This is a genomic window from Gallicola sp. Sow4_E12 (genome assembly GCF_052116305.1).
GTDB lineage: Bacteria > Bacillota > Clostridia > Tissierellales > Peptoniphilaceae > JBQKLI01.
Genome location: NZ_JBQKLI010000027.1, coordinates 1 through 18077, shown reverse-complemented (window position 1 = coordinate 18077; position 18077 = coordinate 1). Strand labels below are relative to the sequence as shown.

Here is an 18077-nt window from a genome sequence, read left to right as displayed (position 1 = left end):
GCTACGCTTCTGCTCTTGACAGCCAAAACCAGAAAGGAGTTAAATAAAATAGCAGCAAACTAATTTAATTGTTTTCGAAAACCAAGTCCAACTTTTGGGGGTCACTATACTCTCCCCACTCCACTCTTTCACTCTGTTTTTACCCTTCCTCACTTTCCTTAGTATTGATTTAAGAGGTCGGTTAATTCTTTCATAAGTATAATCTGCTCTTCAATGGCATTGAAGACAGGGTCTTCTGAAAGGATGGTGTATTTTTCATATTCTTTGTCTTGGGCATAGATTACATCCCGATCGGTTTTCCAATTACTGGAATAGTATTGAGTTAATAAATCTAAACGGAGCTTTTTCTCTTTGAAACTTCTGATAAATTTACGAAATTCATGATTATCCTGCAGAACTTCTTCGTACAAGATCTGCATTTCTCCTGCACGTTTTTTCGCTGCACTTGTATTTTTATCTTTCATGAGGGTTCTCCTTATTTGATTCTGAGTTTTCGCAAATGTCTCTTTTCTTCTTCTGTAATTCTAAAGCTGTCGATACACTTTTGAATGGTCTTATTATGAGTCCATTTGTCGAGGGTCTGCTCTTCTAAATAGGGATAGGCTGCCTTTTTTTGTTTGATCACTGCGGAACTGAAAAACCAGGCGATCATCATGTTTACATAGTATTCTCGAGACTCTATACGGGAGATGAATCTTAAGATTTCCGGCTGGAAATCTTTATCTAAGAAATTAGAATGAAAAACGCCTATACCATAGCGGATTGTATAGGTATGTGTAGATTTTATCCAATTCTTAGCCTCTTTAAACATCCTCTCAGGGTGTTTTTTAAATATTTTTGGCGAAAAACTGTCGCAGGTAGCCCAGTTATCGATATGAGGGAGAAACTCCTTTGTTAATGCGAGTGCAGAATCGAAATTCTTTATATTTTCGATTAAAAAGCCGTGGAGATTATTTTCTTCATAATAATAATGAGGCAGCTCTTTTAAGAATCCCTGGGCTTTTTCTGTATCATTTTTCATCAAGTTTTTAGCATATTTTCGAAGAAGAGGCGTTCGGATACCGATGATTCTTTCTTCTTCTACTGTTGGAATAAGCCTTTTGATAAAGTCATTATAGCCTAGGTCCTCCATTGTAAAAAGTTCTTTTCGGATGGTGTCCATAATATACTCCTGTTGTTGAAAAAAGAGGGGAGAGCTTAAAGAAGAGTGTGAGAGCGGGGCCGATCATTTCTATCCAATCCTGGGAAAACACCATTCTTGGGAAATGAGTGGCATGAGACCTGCAATCAAATCAAAATGCCTGATTTGAGCTAGGGCTTCAAGAGTGATAGAGCGGAGTTGTGGTGGAAAATGAAAAATACATTCATTTTCTTCATAGGATAAGTATACTTAGCTGTTTTTAATTATAATATAAATATTTTTTGATTTTTTTTATTATTCTATAAAAAGAGAATTATTTTTAGAAAATCTTATATATGAAACACGTCCCATGTTTCTTCTATATCTCCGCTCTTATACTCTCTCACTCCTATACTCTGCTGCTCTTTTTTCTTTCTTTCCTCTGCTCCTATCTCTGCTTAATAAATGCTAGTATTTCTTCAGCATTGGAAGCGGTGGTCAAGGCTCCGCTTTCTAGAAGCTCTTTTTTATCTCCGTAGCCGTAAAGAACACCTAAAGCATCTACATGGTTTACAGCAGCGGCTTCCATATCATAGCAGCGGTCGCCGATCATCAGGCAGTCGGAAGGATTTAAGTTTGAATCTTCCAAGGCGAAATGCATCAGTTCTCTTTTATCATTATGCTTCCCGTCAAAGGTCGGGCCATAGATTTTTTTGAAAAGTTTTTTTAGATCATAATGAGCTAAAATCTTTTCAGCAAAGGGCTGGGGTTTTGTCGTTACGATAAACAGCTGGCACTTTTCGTGAAGCTGATTTAATAATTCTTCTATTCCGTTATAGATTTCGTTTTCGAACAGACCTGTCTCCGAATAATGTTCCCGATATTTCCCTACAACTTCCATTGCTTTTTCTTCATTAAAATCAAATTCTTTCTGAAAGGAATCGATTAATGGAGGACCGATAAAGGGTAAAAGTTTTTCATCGGAGATATTTTCAAAAGAATACTCTTTTAGGGCATGGCGGATAGAGTTGAATATACCTTTTTCAGATTTTACAATCGTTCCGTCTAAATCGAAGAGGATATTTTTGTATTTCATTTAACAAGTCCTGCCATCATTTTTGCTAAAATATCCGGGTTTCCGCAGCCGGTCGTTAAGACAATGTCGTCTTTCTCCACTTTAGACTCCATATAATCTTGAGCTTCTGTAAAAGTTTTAAAATATTTTGCAGCTACATTATTTTCTTTTAACCGCTCTACCAAATCAAGAGAATGAACAGTAGGATCGAAATTTTCTCTGGCTGCATAGATTTCTGTTACGATGACTTCGTCTGCATCGTAAAAAGCCTCTGCAAAGTCGTCCATTAAAAGTTTGGTACGGCTGTAGGTATGGGGTTGGAATGCACAGAAAAGTCTGCCCTTTGTTTGGGGTTTCAAAGCGCTTAAAGTGGCTTTGATCTCGATAGGATGATGGCCGTAGTCTGTCATTATAGTTGTCCCGTTATAGTCGCCGATAATTTCCATTCTGCGGTGAAGATTGCGGTAGGCTTTGATATGTTCTCTTATATAGTCTAAAGAGATTCCTGTTTCGTAGCAGGCGATAATGGCAGCAGAGGAATTATAAGTATTATACTTTCCTAAAATGCCCAATTCGAAACGCTGGATTTTGGAATCGCCGTTTTTCTCGAAGCGATCGCTTTCGATGTCGAAACAAGGAAATCCCTTATCTGTAAAGGTAATGTTTTTAATGTGATAGTCTACTTCCGGGTTTTTGAGACCGAAGGTAATGGCTTCGCCTTTGACATGATCTAAAAGAGGCGAACAGTTTTCGTCATCTCCGTTGATTAGAGCTTTAGAATTCTCGTCAAGATTTTTCATATAGCCGATAAAGGTGCTTACGATATGGTTGATATCTTTAAAATAATCTAAATGATCTTCATCGATATTGAGAATGATCGCCATGGAAGGATAATAATGGAGAATATTTCCTTTGAATTCGCAGGCCTCTGTTACTAAATAATCGCTTTTTCCGCAGTGGACATTTCCGGCGATTTCATCCAGCTTTCCTCCGATCAGGATATTGGGGTCAACTTCGGAATTGATAAGTATTTTTGCGATCATGCTGGTCGTGGTAGATTTTCCGTGAGAGCCGGAAACTCCGATAGAGTATTTGTAATTACGCATTAAAGCACCTAAAAATACACCTCTTGTGACTACGGGTACAGACAGTTTCTTTGCAGCGATAAGTTCTTCGTTTTCTGGAAGGATTGCATCTGTATAGATCACAAGGTCCGGATCTTCGATGTTTTCTGCTTTTTGTCCAACGGCAACTTTTGCTCCGATGGAAACTAAGTGCTGAACAGAATCGGAATCTTCTCGGTCCGAGCCTGTTATTTCAAAACCGTGGGCATGAAGCAGTTCAGCGATTCCGCTCATACTGACTCCGCCAATTCCTATAAAATGTATTTTATGAAATGTATTATTATCTTTAAGATCAAATTCAAACATAATGTCCTCCTGTAATTCCTTTATTGTTAGGATGGTGAAATATCTTCTATAATTATAGCATAATTCTAATCTATAAATGGAGCAGATGACAGCTTTGCAGTATTGTAAACATTCTGATTATAAAAAAGCTGCTCAAATATAGTATAATGAAAAGTAGTTAAAATAAATTCTGAAAACAATGAGGAGTGACTCCAAATGGATATATCAATTATATTAGCAGCAGGCGAAGGAACAAGAATGAAAACAAAGAAGTCTAAAGTGCTTCATACTTTGTTAAATAAAACGATGATTTCTTATGTACTGGATGCTTCTGTAGAAGCCGGTGCGGCGAAAAATGTTATTATCGCAGGAAAAAACAGAGCTTTTCTGGAAGAAAAGATTCAAGAAGAGAATGTGTCTTTTAAAACACAGGAAATCGGAGAAGGGATTCCCTATGGTACAGGGTATGCTGTCAGCTTGGCGTTAGAAGAGATAGCAGACGATGACACAGTGCTTATATTAACAGGAGATATTCCTTTGATAACAGGAAAAACGCTGAAATCCTTTGTAGACTATCACAAAGATTATAAAAGCATAGCGACTGTGCTGACAGCCACTATAGAAGATCCTACAGGATACGGCCGTGTGGTCAAAGACGAGCAGGGAAATATGCTTAAAATTGTGGAGCATAAGGACTGCAGCGAGGAAGAACTGGAAATAAAAGAGTTCAACTCTGGAATTATGGCTCTTCAAGGAAAGGCCTTAAAAGACAGTATTTCAAAGTTGGATACAGATAACGAACAAGGAGAACTCTATCTTACAGATATCTTTGAAATCTTAAGAGAAGAGGGTGGAAATATCTCTACGTTTTTAATCGATGATGTGGAAGAAGTCTACGGCATCAACTCGAAACTTCAGCTGGCGGAAGCGGAAAAGATTATGAAGAGAAGAGTCAACGAAAAATTTATGATCGACGGAGTTGTGATGGAAGATCCGGAAAGAACCTTTATAGAACCGGGTGTGGAAATCGGAAGGGATACCTATATCGGAAGCGGCGTTCGTATTTTTGGAAAGACAAAAATCGGAGAGTCCTGCGAAATTTTCGGGGACAGCTTTATTAAAGATTCTATCTTAGACGACGAAGTTGTGATTAAATCTTCTTATATTATAGAAAGCGAAATAGGAGAAGGTACAGATGTAGGACCTTTCTCTCACTTAAGACCAAATTCAAAACTTGGAAAACATGTCCATATCGGCGATTTTGTAGAGATCAAAAAGTCTACGGTAGGCGACGGAACAAAAGCAGGCCATCTAGCTTATTTAGGGGATGTTGACTTGGGCGAAAATATCAATATCAGCTGTGGTGTTATTTTTGCCAATTACGACGGCAAAAACAAAGCGAGAACAAAGGTCGGAAGTGGAAGTTTTATCGGCAGCAATGCGAATATCGTAGCTCCTTGCGAAATAGAAGAAGAAGCTTATATCGCAGCAGGTTCAACGATCACGAAGGCCGTTAAAAAAGGAGAACTAGCCATCGAAAGAGGAACCCAGGCAAATATTGCCGGATGGGTAGACAAACGCAAAAAGAACGGTAAATTATAGGAGGACAACATGCTTACCTGTTATGATGAGATGAAAGTGATTTCTGGAACGGCTCATGAAGCTTTTGGAGAGGAAATCTGCGATCATTTGGGAATTAAAAAAAGTATATTGCAAGTGGGCCGGTTTAAAGACGGAGAGATTAATATCAATATCGGGGAATCGATTCGAGGCTGCGATGTGTATCTTGTTCAGCCCACCTGCAGTCCTACCAACGATAATCTGATGGAGCTTTTGATTTTAATCGATGCCTGCAAACGAGCCTCTGCAGGAAGAATTTCTGCAGTAATTCCCTACTATGGTTATGCAAGACAAGATAAAAAAACCAAGGGAAGGGATCCCATTACTGCAAAGCTTGTGGCAAATATGATTGAAACGGCAGGAGCCGACCGGGTTATTGCAATGGATCTTCATGTAGCACAGATTCAAGGGTTTTTTGATATTCCAGTAGATCATCTAACAGGACTAGGCGCTTTGGCAGAGTATTTTAAAGGGCATATCGATTCTAAAGAAACGGTGGTGGTTTCTCCTGATCTAGGAGGAGTCAGCCGGGCTCGGGTTTTTGCCGAAAAACTAAATCTGCCTCTTTCTATGATCGAAAAGAGAAGACCGAAAGAAAATGTATCAGAAGTGATGAATGTTATAGGAGAGATAGAGGGTAAAGACTGCATTATTGTGGATGATATGATCGATACGGCAGGAACGATTTTAAACGCCGCAGAGGCTCTCAAGGATCAAGGAGCAAAAAAAGTAACGATTACTGCAACACATGGTGTTCTTTCAGGCCCGGCGATGGAGCGTATTGCTGCGTCTTGCGTGGAAGAATGTGTTGTGACCAATACGATACCTCAAGAGGATAAAATGAAAGAAACATCGAAACTAAAGGTAGTCAATATTTCAAAAAGTTTTGCAGAAGTGATTCAGCGCGTGCATTGCAATGATTCTGTTTCTCTTCTCTTTTAATGTAAGGAGGACGAATGTATTTAATTGTAGGGCTTGGAAATCCCGGGGGCAAATATGAAAAAACACGGCACAACGTGGGGTTTCAGACCATCGATCTTTTAAGCGATGAATATAGTATTTCGGTAGACCGCAGCAAATTTAAGTCTTTAATGGGCAAGGGAAGAATCGAAGGGGAAGAAGTGGTTCTTTTGAAACCGCTAACCTATATGAATCTTTCAGGTGAAGCTGTGAGAGAAGCTGTAAATTTTTATAAACTGCCTCCTGAAAACATTATCGTGATCTGCGATGATATCGATATTCCCTTTGGAACGATCCGTGTGAAACAGAAGGGTTCTGCAGGAACCCACAACGGATTAAAGTCTATCGTCAAGGAGATAAAGACAGAACAGTTTCCTCGAATAAAAATAGCAGTTGGACAAAAGCCGGTCTATATGGACTTAGCTGCTTTTGTGCTGAGCAATTTCTCGAAAGAAGAGGAGAGAATTCTTCGCATGGAGATAAAAGATGCGAAGGATGCTGCGGCAATGATAGTAAGGGAAAATATTCAAGATACCATGAGCCGATTTAATGGAATAAAACATGAAATCGATCCTCCAAGATAAGCTCTGATCTTTGATCCAGAGCTTATCTTAAGGTGAAGATAAAAAATAGAAAGACCCGGGATAGATTCTCCGGGTTTCTTAGATTGGAGGGGAAGATGAAAAACTTTATTATAGATCCGCTGAAAGGCATAAAATCCTATCAAGAACTCTTAGAAGGAGTGGGAGATAAAGAATCGATTTACCTTCATGGTTTGGTGAAGGAGAGTATGCCTCATCTAGCGTATGGACTCCATAAACATACAGGCCGTTTTCTAGCTTTTATCGTAGAGAATGAAAGAGAAGGACGGCGAGTGTATGAACAGTTTCAGGAGATGGAAAAGGATTGTGCAGAGTATTATCCGGCACTTGAAACTTCTTTTTTTGAGCTCAAGGTGGTAGAGGACAAAAACGAAAAACAAAGATTAAAAGTTATGAACCGTCTTATGCGAAAGGAGCCTTTTATATTGGTATCTACCTTAAAGGCCATGCTAAGACCGCTTCAAAACAGAAAAGATTTTGAAAAAAGCAGTCTTACAATAGATTTGGATCAAGAAATCAATGTAGAACAGATTCAAGAGATTTTAGTGAATTTAAAATATGAGAAAAACTCTATGGTAGAAACAAAAGGAGAATTTGCAGTACGAGGCGGGATAGTAGATATTTTCCCTGTGTCCATGGAAAATCCTGTTCGAATCGAGCTCTTTGGAGACGAGATCGATTCTATGAGAATCTTCGAAGTGGAAAGCCAAAGGTCGTTGGAAAACATTGAGTCCTTTAGTATAGGGCCTTCGAGAGAGCTTATACTGTCAGATTCCATGAGAAATACTGTTATCCGGGCTCTAGAGAAAGAGATACAAAAAGCCAAAGACCATCCCTTTATGCTTCAAGGAGATCCGGAGAAAACTATCGATAAATTCACCGGGATTGTTCATCATTTGAAGGAAGGTCTGCGTTTAAATAGTTTAGACTTGATCTTTCCGTACTTAAAAGAGAAAGATTATACAGTTTTCCCAGAGTATATGCCGGAAGATTCTATTGTGTTTTTTGAAGATCTTTCAAGGGTTTATGATGAAAATCAAAATGAATATCAACGATATTTAGAAGAATATACTTATCAGTTAGAGCAGGGGGAAGTGTTCGAAAGCCATGAAGAGATCCTTCTTCCCGCATCAAAAATTTTGGACCGGATGAAGAATTTCACGCCCATCAATGCAACTTCTTTATTAAAAAGAACACGATTATTAAATCCGAAAATAAATATCAAAATAGAGTCTTCAGAAGCGCCGTCTTTCAACCGGGATATGGATGAAATGGTGCGTTTTGTTGAAAAAAGAAGTTATGACGGCTTTAAAGTGATTCTTTTAGCAGAGTCTGAAGAAAATGCTTACTTATTTTATGATCTTTTGGAAAAGGAAAATATCCCAGCGGCCATTGTAGAAGACTTGGATACGGACTTTAAAACAGGGCAGGTCTTTATCACAAAAAGAAATGCTAAGGCTGGCATGGAGTATAAGAACGGAAAGTTTTCTATAATCAGCCATAAAGAAATTTATGGAAAACAGAAGATCAAACAGCACAAGAAAAAGAAAAAAAGCACCTCCAGAGATCTGATCAACTATACAGATCTTCAGATCGGCGATTTTGTCGTTCATGAAAGCCATGGTATCGGTGAGTATAGAGGTGTTTCCCAAATTGAAGTCCAAGGTGTGACGAAAGATTATCTTGTTCTTCAGTATCGCGGTCAAGACAAACTCTTTATTCCTACAGATCAGATGAATCTGGTACAAAAATACATCGGTAACGAAAAAAGAAGACCTTCATTAAACAAGCTTGGGGGCACTGAATGGATTAAGGCAAAACAGAAAGCGAAGAAATCCGTAGATGAGATGGCACAGGATTTGATCGAGCTGTACGCGAAAAGATCAAAATTAAAAGGCCATGCTTTCGGGCCGGATACCCCTTGGCAGAAAGAGTTCGAAGAGTCTTTTATCTATGAAGAAACCTACAGCCAGCTTAGAAGTATAGACGAAATTAAAAAAGATATGGAATCGGATAAACCAATGGACCGCCTGCTCTGCGGAGATGTAGGCTATGGAAAGACGGAAGTAGCAATACGTGCGGCTTTTAAGGCAGTTATGGATGGAAAACAGGTGGCCTTTCTGGTTCCTACAACCATCCTTGCCCAGCAGCATTATCATACGATAAAAGAACGTTTTAAAAACTTTCCCGTTCGAGTCGATGTCTTATCAAGATTTCGTACTGCAAAACAACAGAAAGATAGTATAGAAGGGGTACGTACCGGGGTAGTAGACATGGTAGTGGGAACCCACCGTCTTCTTTCAAAAAAACTGGAATTTAAGGATCTTGGGCTTTTGATCGTAGATGAAGAACAGCGTTTCGGAGTCAAACATAAAGAACAGCTGAAAAAGATCAAAGAAGATGTGGACGTCCTTACTCTTTCCGCAACGCCTATTCCCCGTACCCTTCAAATGGGGCTTGTAGGAATTCGGGATATGTCTTTATTGGAAGAACCTCCAGAAGAGCGTTATCCGACGACCTCTTATATTATAGAATTTGAACCTAGTGTGATTCAAGAAGCGGTCCGAAGAGAAATGGACCGGGGAGGTCAAATCTATTTTGTTTACAATCGGATAGAAGATATAGACGATATTCATTCTAAACTGCAGAATTTAGTGCCGGAAGCAAGAATTGCCGTTGCCCATGGACGGATGCAGGAAAAAGTCCTAGAACAGATTATGATGGACTTTACAGAAGGGAGATATGATATTCTTTTATCGACAACAATTATAGAAACAGGCCTCGATATACAAAATGTCAACACAATGGTGATATACAATGCTGACAGGATGGGTTTATCACAGCTTTATCAATTAAAGGGAAGAATCGGTCGGGGAGAACGGAGTTCTTTCGCGTATTTTACTTATCGAAAAGGAAAATCCCTAGCAGAAAATTCAGAAAAACGGTTGATGGCCATTAAAGATTTCTCCGAGTTCGGTTCAGGATATAAAATCGCTATGCGGGATCTGGAGCTAAGAGGAGCCGGCAATATCTTAGGAGAAAGCCAGCACGGGCATGTAGCAGCGATTGGATATGATCTTTATGCAAAACTTCTGGAAGAAGCGGTAAGAGAAGCAAAAGGCGAGAAAGCGGAAGAAAGAAAAGAAGTCGTCGTGGAAATTCCGGTAGATGGTTATATTCCTTCCACATATATTGGAGATCAGGATGAAAAGATCGATATGTATAAAAAGATTGCTTCCACTAGAAGCCAGGAGGATTACGAAGATCTGATCGAAGAATTAGTCGATCGTTTCGGAGATATTCCAAAATCTGTTTTAAATCTGATGAAGATTGCTCTTTTAAAATCTTATGCAGGCCTTACCGGTTTTCATCGGGTAAGAGAGCTTAAGGGCAGGCTGTTTTTGGAGTTTGAGAAGATCGAGGATCTCTCCCTTGAGATCATCGGCGCATTAAGCGAACAATATGGAGAGCTTCTTTCTTTCAGCATGGGAGAAGAACCGAATATTAATTTGGATTTTAAAGATAAAAAGCTGGATACTGTGATCGATCTGTTGCAAAGGATCTATTCTTTGAAGATTCGCATAGATTAGATATAATAAAAGCATGAATTATTTAGGAGGACGTATGAGAAAAAGAATTATGGGGGTAGCATTAGCTGCCGCGACTATTGGATTATTGGCTACAGGATGCCAGCAAAAACCGGAAGGTGCTGTTGCTACAGTTGGAGATCAGGTTGTTACGGAAGATGAACTCAACAAGTATATGGGTGATCTTAAAAAGCACTATGGGGAAGAAATGTTCAACGAAAGTACTCAGCAGGGCAAAACTATGGTAGCGGAAGCGAAAGAAAATGTTACAGAAGCTTTAATCAATCAAAAGGTAATGGATAAGATTATGGCAGACAACAAAATCACTGTAGATGAAAAAGAAATAGACGAAACAATCAATGCCATGAAGGAACAAATCGGCGGAGAAGAAGAGTTCAAGAAAGTTTTAGAGGCTCAAGGCGCTACAGAAGAGCAGTTAAGACAACAGTACTTAGAGCAGCTGAAGTCAAACAAATACAATGAATTTGTTTCAGAAAAATTCAAACCTTCAGAAGAAGATATTAAAAAATATTTTAATGATCATAAAGAAGATTATACACAGTATAATGCCAACCATATTTTAATTACTGCAGATTCTCAAGTGCAGCCAAAAGAAGGAGAAGAAGCAGCTCCGGTGAATCCAGAAGAAGGGAAAAAGAAAGCACAAGAATTGGCTGCAGCTCTTTCTAAAGATGCAAAAAAAGAAGGCGTTGATTTTGCAAGACTTGCCAAGCGGCACAGCAAGGATCCCGGTTCTGCACAAAACGGCGGAAGCTTAGGAAATTTCCTTCCATTTTCTATGGTAGAACAGTTTAAAAATGCATTAAAAGGAATGAAAGCCGGAGATATAAGCGGACCGGTAGAATCTGAATACGGATACCATGTTATCAAGGTAAATTCTGTAGAAGAAGATTTTGATAAATACGACGAAGAACTTAAAACTCAGGCAAATCAAGACATTACAAACAAAATCATACAACAGAAATCAGAAGATTTAATTAATCAGTATAGAAGAGATTTAGGTGTTAAGAAATATAAGTAATCCACACAGTAAAGGCTTAATATTGCGAAATTACTTGAAAAAGTGAGAAAGTTCAACTATAATCTTAACAGGTATAAACTTTGTGTTGCAAAGTGGTATCGAAAAGATGATTTAAATCCTAAGGAGGGAATATTTTAATGAACAAAGCTGAGTTATTATCAAGTATTGCAGAAAAAAGTAATCTTACAAAAGTAGAGTCTGAAAGAGCGTTAAACGCATTTTTAGAAACAATTCAGGAAACATTAGCAAAAGGAGACAAAGTTCAATTAGTTGGATTTGGTACTTTTGAGGCTCGCGACCGTAAAGCAAGAGAAGGAAGAAACCCAAGAAATCCTGAAGAAAAAATTCAGATTCCTGCTTCTAAAGCTCCTGTTTTTAAAGCTGGAAAATCTCTAAAAGAAGCTGTTAATAAAAAATAATTCAAAAACCGGTTGATCCGGTTTTTGTTTTTTTTTGCAAAACATATAAAAATAATCTGTTTACGTAACATAGGTTACGGAAATGGCTTGATTGTGCCGTTTATAATATGGGTATAATGAATAAGCAATGAGTAAACTAACCGACACACATAAACAGGGGGTTTTAAAAATGGAAAATATGTTTTGTTTTCAATGCGAGCAGACTGCAAAAGGGGAAGCTTGTACTAAAGTAGGTGTTTGCGGCAAGACTGCCGAAACAGCAAATTTACAAGATGTTTTAACAGGTGAGCTTATCGCTTTAGCTCAAGCTGTTAGAAAGAATGGGAATAGAGATGCTGAAACAGACTCTATGATGATCGACGGACTATTTGTAGCGATTACAAATGTAAACTTTGACGACGAGTCGATAAAAAGATTTATTCAAAGAGCAAAATCTATTAAAAACGATCATGGAAATGGAGAATTGTTCCCGGCTTACGACTTAAACAATATTTGGGAAGAAGAAAATGAAGATATTAAATCTTTAAAATCACTTCTTTTATTCGGTTTAAGAGGTACAGGAGCTTACGCTCATCATGCAAGAGTTCAAGGATACGAGTCTGATGAAGTGAATGATTTCTTCTATGAAGGCATGATTGCATTAGCAGAAGAAACAGATCAGGAAAAGCTATTGGGTCTTGTTATGAAAGAGGGAGAAATCAACCTTAAGACCATGGAACTTCTTGATAAAGCGAATACAACATCTTATGGAAAACCAGAGCCTACTACAGTATCTTTGAAAATTGAAAAGGGACCTTTCATCGTTATTACAGGTCATGATCTAAGAGATATGAAACTTCTTTTAGAGCAGACAGAAGGAAAAGGCATCAACATCTATACTCATGGAGAAATGCTTCCAGGCTGTGCATATCCAGAGCTTAAAAAATATTCACACTTAAAAGGGAACTTTGGAACTGCTTGGCAAAATCAGCAAAAAGAATTCGACAATATTCCAGGACCTGTTTTGTTTACAACAAACTGCATTATGCCAGTTAAAGACAGCTACAGCGACAGAATCTTTACTACATCCGTAGTAGATTACCCGGGAATGGTTCATATCGGAGACGACAAAGACTTTACACCTGTTATTGAAAAAGCTTTAGAACTAGGCGGATATGATGAAGATCAAGACTTTACAGGAATCAACGGAGGAACAGAGGTAACAACAGGATTTGGACATGATGCAGTTCTTGCAAATGCAGGTGCCATAGTAGATGCTGTTAAAGGTGGAGATATCAGCCACTTCTTCTTAGTAGGAGGATGCGACGGTGCGAAACCGGGAAGAAACTACTATACAAAATTAGTAGAAAATACTCCAGACGACTCTGTAATCTTAACACTTGCCTGCGGTAAATTCCGTTTCAACGACCTTGATTTAGGTACTGTTGCAGGACTTCCAAGAATCTTGGATATGGGACAATGTAATGATGCTTACAGTGCAATCAGTGTTGCGGTAGCTTTAGCAGAGGCATTCGACTGCGGCGTAAACGATCTTCCATTATCTATCGTTCTTTCTTGGTATGAGCAAAAAGCGGTTTGTGTATTATTAACATTATTATATCTAGGAATCGAAGATATTTATTTAGGACCTACACTTCCAGCTTTCGTTTCAGAAAATGTATTGAATCTATTAGTAGAGAAATTCAATATCAGCCCTACAGGAGAATACGCAAAAGATTTAGCGGAAATCTTAGGATAATTTTGGCTGTAAATATAAAACCCAAGTCTCTTTGGACTGCACATTTGTGCAGTCCTTTTTTTGCCAAAGAAATACTATAGGCGGATAAAAGCCTAAAATATGGCCTTTATAAAAAAGCAAAAGGCAGCATAGAATATTATAGAGAAGATAATATAATAGGCTTGATATCAAAATAAGATTATAATCTGATCAAAAATATGAAACTGTTTCTTGAAAAAGATTTATAATAAAATTGAAAGAAAGATAATGTTTTACAAGAAATTTATGTTCTATTCAGGTATAATCGAAATGGAGATATATTAAACTATAAGAATCGATTTTTTGAATGCGGAATCGGTGTTATGGTTTGTATAATTAAATATTTATCTAAATTTTTTTGTGGAGGTGTATTATTTGAAAGAACTTTATGGAAAATACTTTATGAAACAGAAAATGATGCGTACCGTATTGATTCCTTTATGTGTTATTGCATTATACGCAATATATACTTTTGGATGGCGTGTATTAGCATTGCTGCTTTTAAACTTAATAGCAGCAGTTGTAGTAGAGTATGTATGCGAAAGAAAGATTTTTAATAAGAAAAAAATCTCGGAAGCGGTGATCATTACGAGCATTCTTTATACGATGACATTGCCTGTGTCGCTGCCTTTTTGGATATCAGCAGCAGGGATTGCTTTTGGGGTGTTTTTTGGGAAGATGGTATTTGGAGGATTTGGTAAAAATGTTTTTAATCCTGCTTTGGTAGGACGAGCTTTTATTTATATCAACTTTGCCAATCCTTTGACCATTTTCTGGAATGAAGCAGCACAAGGGCTGCCGGGAGGATTTGGAGCTTATATCCTGCCTCATATCGATGCAGTAACGACAGCAACACCGATGCTGCTATTTCGAAATGGAGGAGAATTAACAGATCTTGTTAATCTTCTAATTGGAAATGTGCCGGGGGTTATCGGAGAAACGTCTAAGATTCTAATCCTGATATCTGCAGTGTACCTGATTTATAAAAAGGTTGCTTCTTGGGAGATTATGGCAGGAACTGTTTTAGGTTTTGCAGCTTTATCTTCTGTATTTCATTTTATGGGAGTTGAATCTGTACCGAATCCGATTTACGGAATGTTAATCGGAGGATTCTTGTTCGGAACTGTATTTATGGCGACAGATCCTATTTCGGCCGCGAAAACGGTGCCTGGCAAGTGGATGTACGGAATTATAATCGGGGTAGTAACAGTAATTATAAGAGGTTTTGCATTGTTCTCAGGAGGTATGATGTTTGCGATTCTTATGGGAAATCTATTTGCACCGATTATCGATTACGCAGTGAAACAAAGAGCTGCAAATAAAAAAGCAAAGGAGGCGGCAGTATAATGACTAAGAAAAAAGGATTATTGTTTCCTGTCGTCTTTATGATTATTCTAACTGGTGTGCTTACGGCGATATTAGCACTGATTAACGGTGTTTCTCAGCCAAAAATCGAATTCAACCAGGAAATCGAATTAAAACAAAAGATCCTAGCGGTGTTTGATATTCTTCCAGAAGAAGCGGAACCGGAAGAGATCGATACAGTATTCGACGAAAGAATAACAGAAGAGCAGTATGAAGGAGAAAGTGTATATATACTAGAAGAAAACGGAGAGCCTGCTGCCTATGCCGCACCTTTTGCTGGACCCGGATTATGGGGAAGTATTGAGGGATATTTGGGTGTAACAGCGGATATGGAAACTGTAACAGGTATAGAGTTTATAAAACAAGACGAAACACCGGGGCTTGGCGGCCGTATTTCCGAAGAGGAATATAAAAGCCAGTACAGAGATCTAGATATCTCAGGGTCCTCTCCTGGAGAAATCTTTATTTCAAGACCTGCCGACGGCGGGAATGTAGATGCCATAGCCGGTGCTACACAAACGTCTACGTTTGTCATAAATATGCTGAATGAAGATATTACAGAATTTATCAAAAGCAAGGGAGGTATGTAAAAATGGCAAATAAAACAAATTACAAAAAAATTGTTGGAGACGGCCTGCTACATGACAACCCTGTGCTGTTTCAAGTTGTCGGAATCTGTTCAACCCTTGCGGTCACAAACTTAGCGATGAACTCCTTAGTAATGGGGATTGCCCTTGCGATTGTAACTGCATTATCATCCTTAACTATCTCTCTTCTTCGTAATATTACACCGAAGCATATCCGTATGATGGTTCAAGTGTTTATCATTTCCTTTTATGTAATCATTGTAGATATCTTTTTGAAGGCCTATATGCCAGAGATGAGCAAGACCTTAGGGCCTTATGTCGGCTTGATTATTACGAACTGTATTATCATGGGAAGAGCGGAAGCTTATGCGATTGCAAACAAGCCATTGCCTTCTTTTGTAGACGGATTCATCTCAGGGATAGGGTATACGATTGTGCTGCTGCTGATTGCTTTTGTAAGAGAGCTGCTAGGATTTGGTTCTCTTTTCGGAATCAGAATTATGCCGGAATCTTTTACACCATGGACGATGATGGTTATGCCGCCGGGAGCTTTCTTTATCCTTCCGATTATCATGTGGCTGGCTTTCAATTACCGAAAAAAGAAGGAAGGAGCTAAATAATGACTATACATCCATTAGTAATCTTTTTTGCATCTATCTTTACGAGCAATATGATATTTAGTAATTTCCTTGGAATGTGCTCGTTTATAGCAGTAAGTAAAGAAATAGAAACAGCGACAGGACTTGGAATTGCTGTTACCTTTGTAATTACAATTACAACGATCATAAACTATTTCCTTTATGACCTTATGGTTTATTTCAATATCGAGTATCTGCGTTTTATCGTGTTTATTATTTCGATAGCGGCTTTCGTACAGCTTTTAGAGATGATATTGGAACGATATATTCCAAATCTCTACTATGCATTGGGAATCTTCCTTCCTCTTATCACTGTAAACTGTGCGATCCTTGGAGTTTCCCTTTTCATGGTTATCCGAGAGTATAATTTCCTTCAAACCGTTGGTTTTTCTATCGGATCAGGACTTGGCTGGGCCTTGGCAATTATAACTATGTCAGGGATTAGGCATAGAATTAATGAAGATGCACTGCCGGAAGGACTGCAGGGAGCGCCTATAACTCTTATTATCACCGGAATTATGGCCATGGCTTTTATCGGTTTTTCCGGAATCGTTCAAATATCATAGGAGGCGGAAAATGAGTACGGTATTAATAACAACAGCGGTAATAACCGGTTTATGTGCTCTGTTCGCCATAGTTCTTACAATTGCGGACAAATATATTGCCGATTATGGAGAAGTAAATCTTATTATCAACGACGAGAAAGAGTATCTTGTAGACGGGGGAAACACACTCCTGGATACTCTGAGAAACGAAAAAGTATTTATACCTTCTGCCTGCGGGGGGAAAGGATCCTGCGGCTACTGCAAGGTGCAGGTTTTAGAAGGAGGAGGTCCTGTTTTAGCAACAGAGAAACCATGGCTTACTCCAGAAGAGCTGGAAGGACAAGTAAGACTTTCCTGCCAGTGCAAGGTGAAGGAAAATATTAAAATCAGTATCCCTGAAGAATTGTTCAATGTTAAAGAATACGATGCAAAGGTAGTCGACATTGAAGTAATGACGGATAAGATCAAGAAATTCCGATTTGAACTTCCAGAAGGAGAAAAAATCAACTTCAAACCCGGTCAGTATATTCAGGTAAAAGCACCTGAATATGATGGAAATGACGAAGAAGTTTATAGAGCTTATTCTGTTGCATCTTCTATCACAGACGAGAAGCATGTAGAAACTTTAATCGGTTTCACAGGGGGTATCTGTACAACCTATATGCACAATTTTATCAATGTAGGCGACGAAGTAAATATCAACGGCCCTTACGGAGATTTTTATTATCATGATGGAGACAGCGAGATGGTTCTTGTAGCGGCAGGTACAGGGTTTGCACCGATTCGTTCGATTCTTTATCATATGAAAGACAACGACATCAAACGAAAAGCAAGATTTTACTTCGGTGCGAGAACGGAAGAAGATCTATTCTTGTTAGATGAAATGAAAATGTTTGAAGAAACACTTCATGATTTTAAATTTATGCCGACCCTATCCCGTGCAGGAGATGACTCCGGCTGGACAGGAGACAAAGGACGGGTGAATAATTCCATTGAAAAGTATCTAGAAGAAGATGGAAATTATGAAGCATACCTATGCGGAAGTCCTGTAATGATCGAGTCGATCGTCGGATCTCTGCATGAAAAAAATGTACCAGACGAAAAAATATATTTCGACGAGTTTTAGCTTTAAGAGGTATTTTAATAGAGGAGGACAACTGTCCTTCTCTATTTTTTTGTCTGAGAAAGAGGGGGGTAGGGAAAGAAAGGGGATAGGAAATAGGGAGTAGGCAGTAGGGATGGCGATGGGTGTCAAGGTAGTTGACGGATTTCTTTTACAATATTTCAACTAATTCTAGAGGTTCATTTGCAGGAATTTGATAGTAAGATCTAAACTCATCATTTTCTTGCAG

The 18077-nt window shown here is 38.5% G+C and carries 16 protein-coding genes; 12 read left to right on the top strand and 4 right to left on the bottom strand.

Going from position 1 to position 18077, the window contains the following annotated elements:
• Positions 1-158: 158 nt before the first annotated feature.
• The 4 genes from ACTQ46_RS10515 to murC form a co-directional block, all read right to left on the bottom strand.
• Positions 159-464, bottom strand: a complete 306-nt coding sequence (locus ACTQ46_RS10515) for a DUF4298 domain-containing protein (RefSeq protein ID WP_441749695.1) — start codon at positions 462-464, stop codon at positions 159-161.
• A gap of 11 nt (positions 465-475) precedes the next feature.
• On the bottom strand, positions 476-1162 hold the full coding sequence (locus ACTQ46_RS10510) for a DNA alkylation repair protein (RefSeq protein ID WP_441749693.1): 687 nt from the start codon (positions 1160-1162) through the stop codon (positions 476-478).
• A 406-nt stretch (positions 1163-1568) separates the two neighbouring features.
• On the bottom strand, positions 1569-2216 hold the full coding sequence (locus ACTQ46_RS10505) for an HAD hydrolase-like protein (protein WP_441749691.1): 648 nt from the start codon (positions 2214-2216) through the stop codon (positions 1569-1571).
• The gene (gene murC, locus ACTQ46_RS10500; RefSeq protein ID WP_441749689.1) at positions 2213-3625 is read right to left on the bottom strand and encodes a UDP-N-acetylmuramate--L-alanine ligase; all 1413 of its coding nucleotides are present in this window, start codon (positions 3623-3625) and stop codon (positions 2213-2215) included. Before murC ends, ACTQ46_RS10505 begins: the two co-directional genes overlap by 4 nt.
• Before the next feature lie 195 nt (positions 3626-3820).
• On the opposite strand from murC, the gene glmU reads away from it, so the two are divergent.
• The 12 genes from glmU to ACTQ46_RS10440 all read left to right on the top strand — a co-directional run bounded on the left by glmU (position 3821) and on the right by ACTQ46_RS10440 (position 17851).
• Positions 3821-5206, top strand: a complete 1386-nt coding sequence (glmU, locus tag ACTQ46_RS10495; protein ID WP_441749688.1) for a bifunctional UDP-N-acetylglucosamine diphosphorylase/glucosamine-1-phosphate N-acetyltransferase GlmU — start codon at positions 3821-3823, stop codon at positions 5204-5206.
• A 9-nt stretch (positions 5207-5215) separates the two neighbouring features.
• Positions 5216-6166 (top strand): ribose-phosphate diphosphokinase, encoded by a 951-nt coding sequence (locus ACTQ46_RS10490; RefSeq protein ID WP_441749686.1) that lies wholly within the window; start codon positions 5216-5218, stop codon positions 6164-6166.
• Between the two features lie 14 nt (positions 6167-6180).
• On the top strand, positions 6181-6768 hold the full coding sequence (pth, locus tag ACTQ46_RS10485; protein ID WP_441749684.1) for an aminoacyl-tRNA hydrolase: 588 nt from the start codon (positions 6181-6183) through the stop codon (positions 6766-6768).
• 95 nt (positions 6769-6863) lie between these two features.
• Positions 6864-10376: a transcription-repair coupling factor gene (gene mfd / locus ACTQ46_RS10480; protein WP_441749682.1), complete on the top strand. Its 3513-nt coding sequence runs from the start codon at positions 6864-6866 to the stop codon at positions 10374-10376.
• 34 nt (positions 10377-10410) lie between these two features.
• Positions 10411-11415, top strand: coding sequence for a peptidylprolyl isomerase (locus tag ACTQ46_RS10475; protein ID WP_441749680.1), 1005 nt, complete (start codon positions 10411-10413; stop codon positions 11413-11415).
• 137 nt (positions 11416-11552) lie between these two features.
• Positions 11553-11834, top strand: coding sequence for an HU family DNA-binding protein (locus ACTQ46_RS10470; protein WP_441749678.1), 282 nt, complete (start codon positions 11553-11555; stop codon positions 11832-11834).
• A 169-nt stretch (positions 11835-12003) separates the two neighbouring features.
• Positions 12004-13572: a hydroxylamine reductase gene (hcp, locus tag ACTQ46_RS10465; protein ID WP_441749676.1), complete on the top strand. Its 1569-nt coding sequence runs from the start codon at positions 12004-12006 to the stop codon at positions 13570-13572.
• A gap of 393 nt (positions 13573-13965) precedes the next feature.
• Positions 13966-14937 carry an RnfABCDGE type electron transport complex subunit D gene (locus tag ACTQ46_RS10460; RefSeq protein WP_441749674.1) on the top strand — a complete coding sequence of 324 codons (972 nt, stop codon included), beginning with the start codon at positions 13966-13968 and terminating at the stop codon, positions 14935-14937.
• Positions 14937-15545: an FMN-binding protein gene (locus tag ACTQ46_RS10455; protein WP_441749672.1), complete on the top strand. Its 609-nt coding sequence runs from the start codon at positions 14937-14939 to the stop codon at positions 15543-15545. The genes ACTQ46_RS10460 and ACTQ46_RS10455 overlap by 1 nt, the downstream gene beginning before the upstream one ends.
• 2 nt (positions 15546-15547) lie before the next feature.
• Entirely contained in the window at positions 15548-16162 is a 615-nt protein-coding gene (locus ACTQ46_RS10450; RefSeq protein WP_441749670.1) for an NADH:ubiquinone reductase (Na(+)-transporting) subunit D, read from the top strand.
• Positions 16162-16746: an Rnf-Nqr domain containing protein gene (locus ACTQ46_RS10445; RefSeq protein ID WP_441749668.1), complete on the top strand. Its 585-nt coding sequence runs from the start codon at positions 16162-16164 to the stop codon at positions 16744-16746. Before ACTQ46_RS10450 ends, ACTQ46_RS10445 begins: the two co-directional genes overlap by 1 nt.
• Positions 16747-16756: 10 nt before the next feature.
• Complete coding sequence (locus ACTQ46_RS10440; protein ID WP_441749666.1) at positions 16757-17851, top strand: NADH:ubiquinone reductase (Na(+)-transporting) subunit F; 1095 nt, start codon at positions 16757-16759, stop codon at positions 17849-17851.
• Positions 17852-18077: the final 226 nt, after the last annotated feature.

Coding starts and splice junctions, on each gene's coding strand:
- ACTQ46_RS10515 (WP_441749695.1), bottom strand. CDS start 464: ATGAAAGATAAAAATACAAGTGCAGCGAAAAAACGTGCAGGAGAAATG.
- ACTQ46_RS10510 (WP_441749693.1), bottom strand. CDS start 1,162: ATGGACACCATCCGAAAAGAACTTTTTACAATGGAGGACCTAGGCTAT.
- ACTQ46_RS10505 (WP_441749691.1), bottom strand. CDS start 2,216: ATGAAATACAAAAATATCCTCTTCGATTTAGACGGAACGATTGTAAAA.
- murC (WP_441749689.1), bottom strand. CDS start 3,625: ATGTTTGAATTTGATCTTAAAGATAATAATACATTTCATAAAATACAT.
- glmU (WP_441749688.1), top strand. CDS start 3,821: ATGGATATATCAATTATATTAGCAGCAGGCGAAGGAACAAGAATGAAA.
- ACTQ46_RS10490 (WP_441749686.1), top strand. CDS start 5,216: ATGCTTACCTGTTATGATGAGATGAAAGTGATTTCTGGAACGGCTCAT.
- pth (WP_441749684.1), top strand. CDS start 6,181: ATGTATTTAATTGTAGGGCTTGGAAATCCCGGGGGCAAATATGAAAAA.
- mfd (WP_441749682.1), top strand. CDS start 6,864: ATGAAAAACTTTATTATAGATCCGCTGAAAGGCATAAAATCCTATCAA.
- ACTQ46_RS10475 (WP_441749680.1), top strand. CDS start 10,411: ATGAGAAAAAGAATTATGGGGGTAGCATTAGCTGCCGCGACTATTGGA.
- ACTQ46_RS10470 (WP_441749678.1), top strand. CDS start 11,553: ATGAACAAAGCTGAGTTATTATCAAGTATTGCAGAAAAAAGTAATCTT.
- hcp (WP_441749676.1), top strand. CDS start 12,004: ATGGAAAATATGTTTTGTTTTCAATGCGAGCAGACTGCAAAAGGGGAA.
- ACTQ46_RS10455 (WP_441749672.1), top strand. CDS start 14,937: ATGACTAAGAAAAAAGGATTATTGTTTCCTGTCGTCTTTATGATTATT.
- ACTQ46_RS10450 (WP_441749670.1), top strand. CDS start 15,548: ATGGCAAATAAAACAAATTACAAAAAAATTGTTGGAGACGGCCTGCTA.
- ACTQ46_RS10445 (WP_441749668.1), top strand. CDS start 16,162: ATGACTATACATCCATTAGTAATCTTTTTTGCATCTATCTTTACGAGC.
- ACTQ46_RS10440 (WP_441749666.1), top strand. CDS start 16,757: ATGAGTACGGTATTAATAACAACAGCGGTAATAACCGGTTTATGTGCT.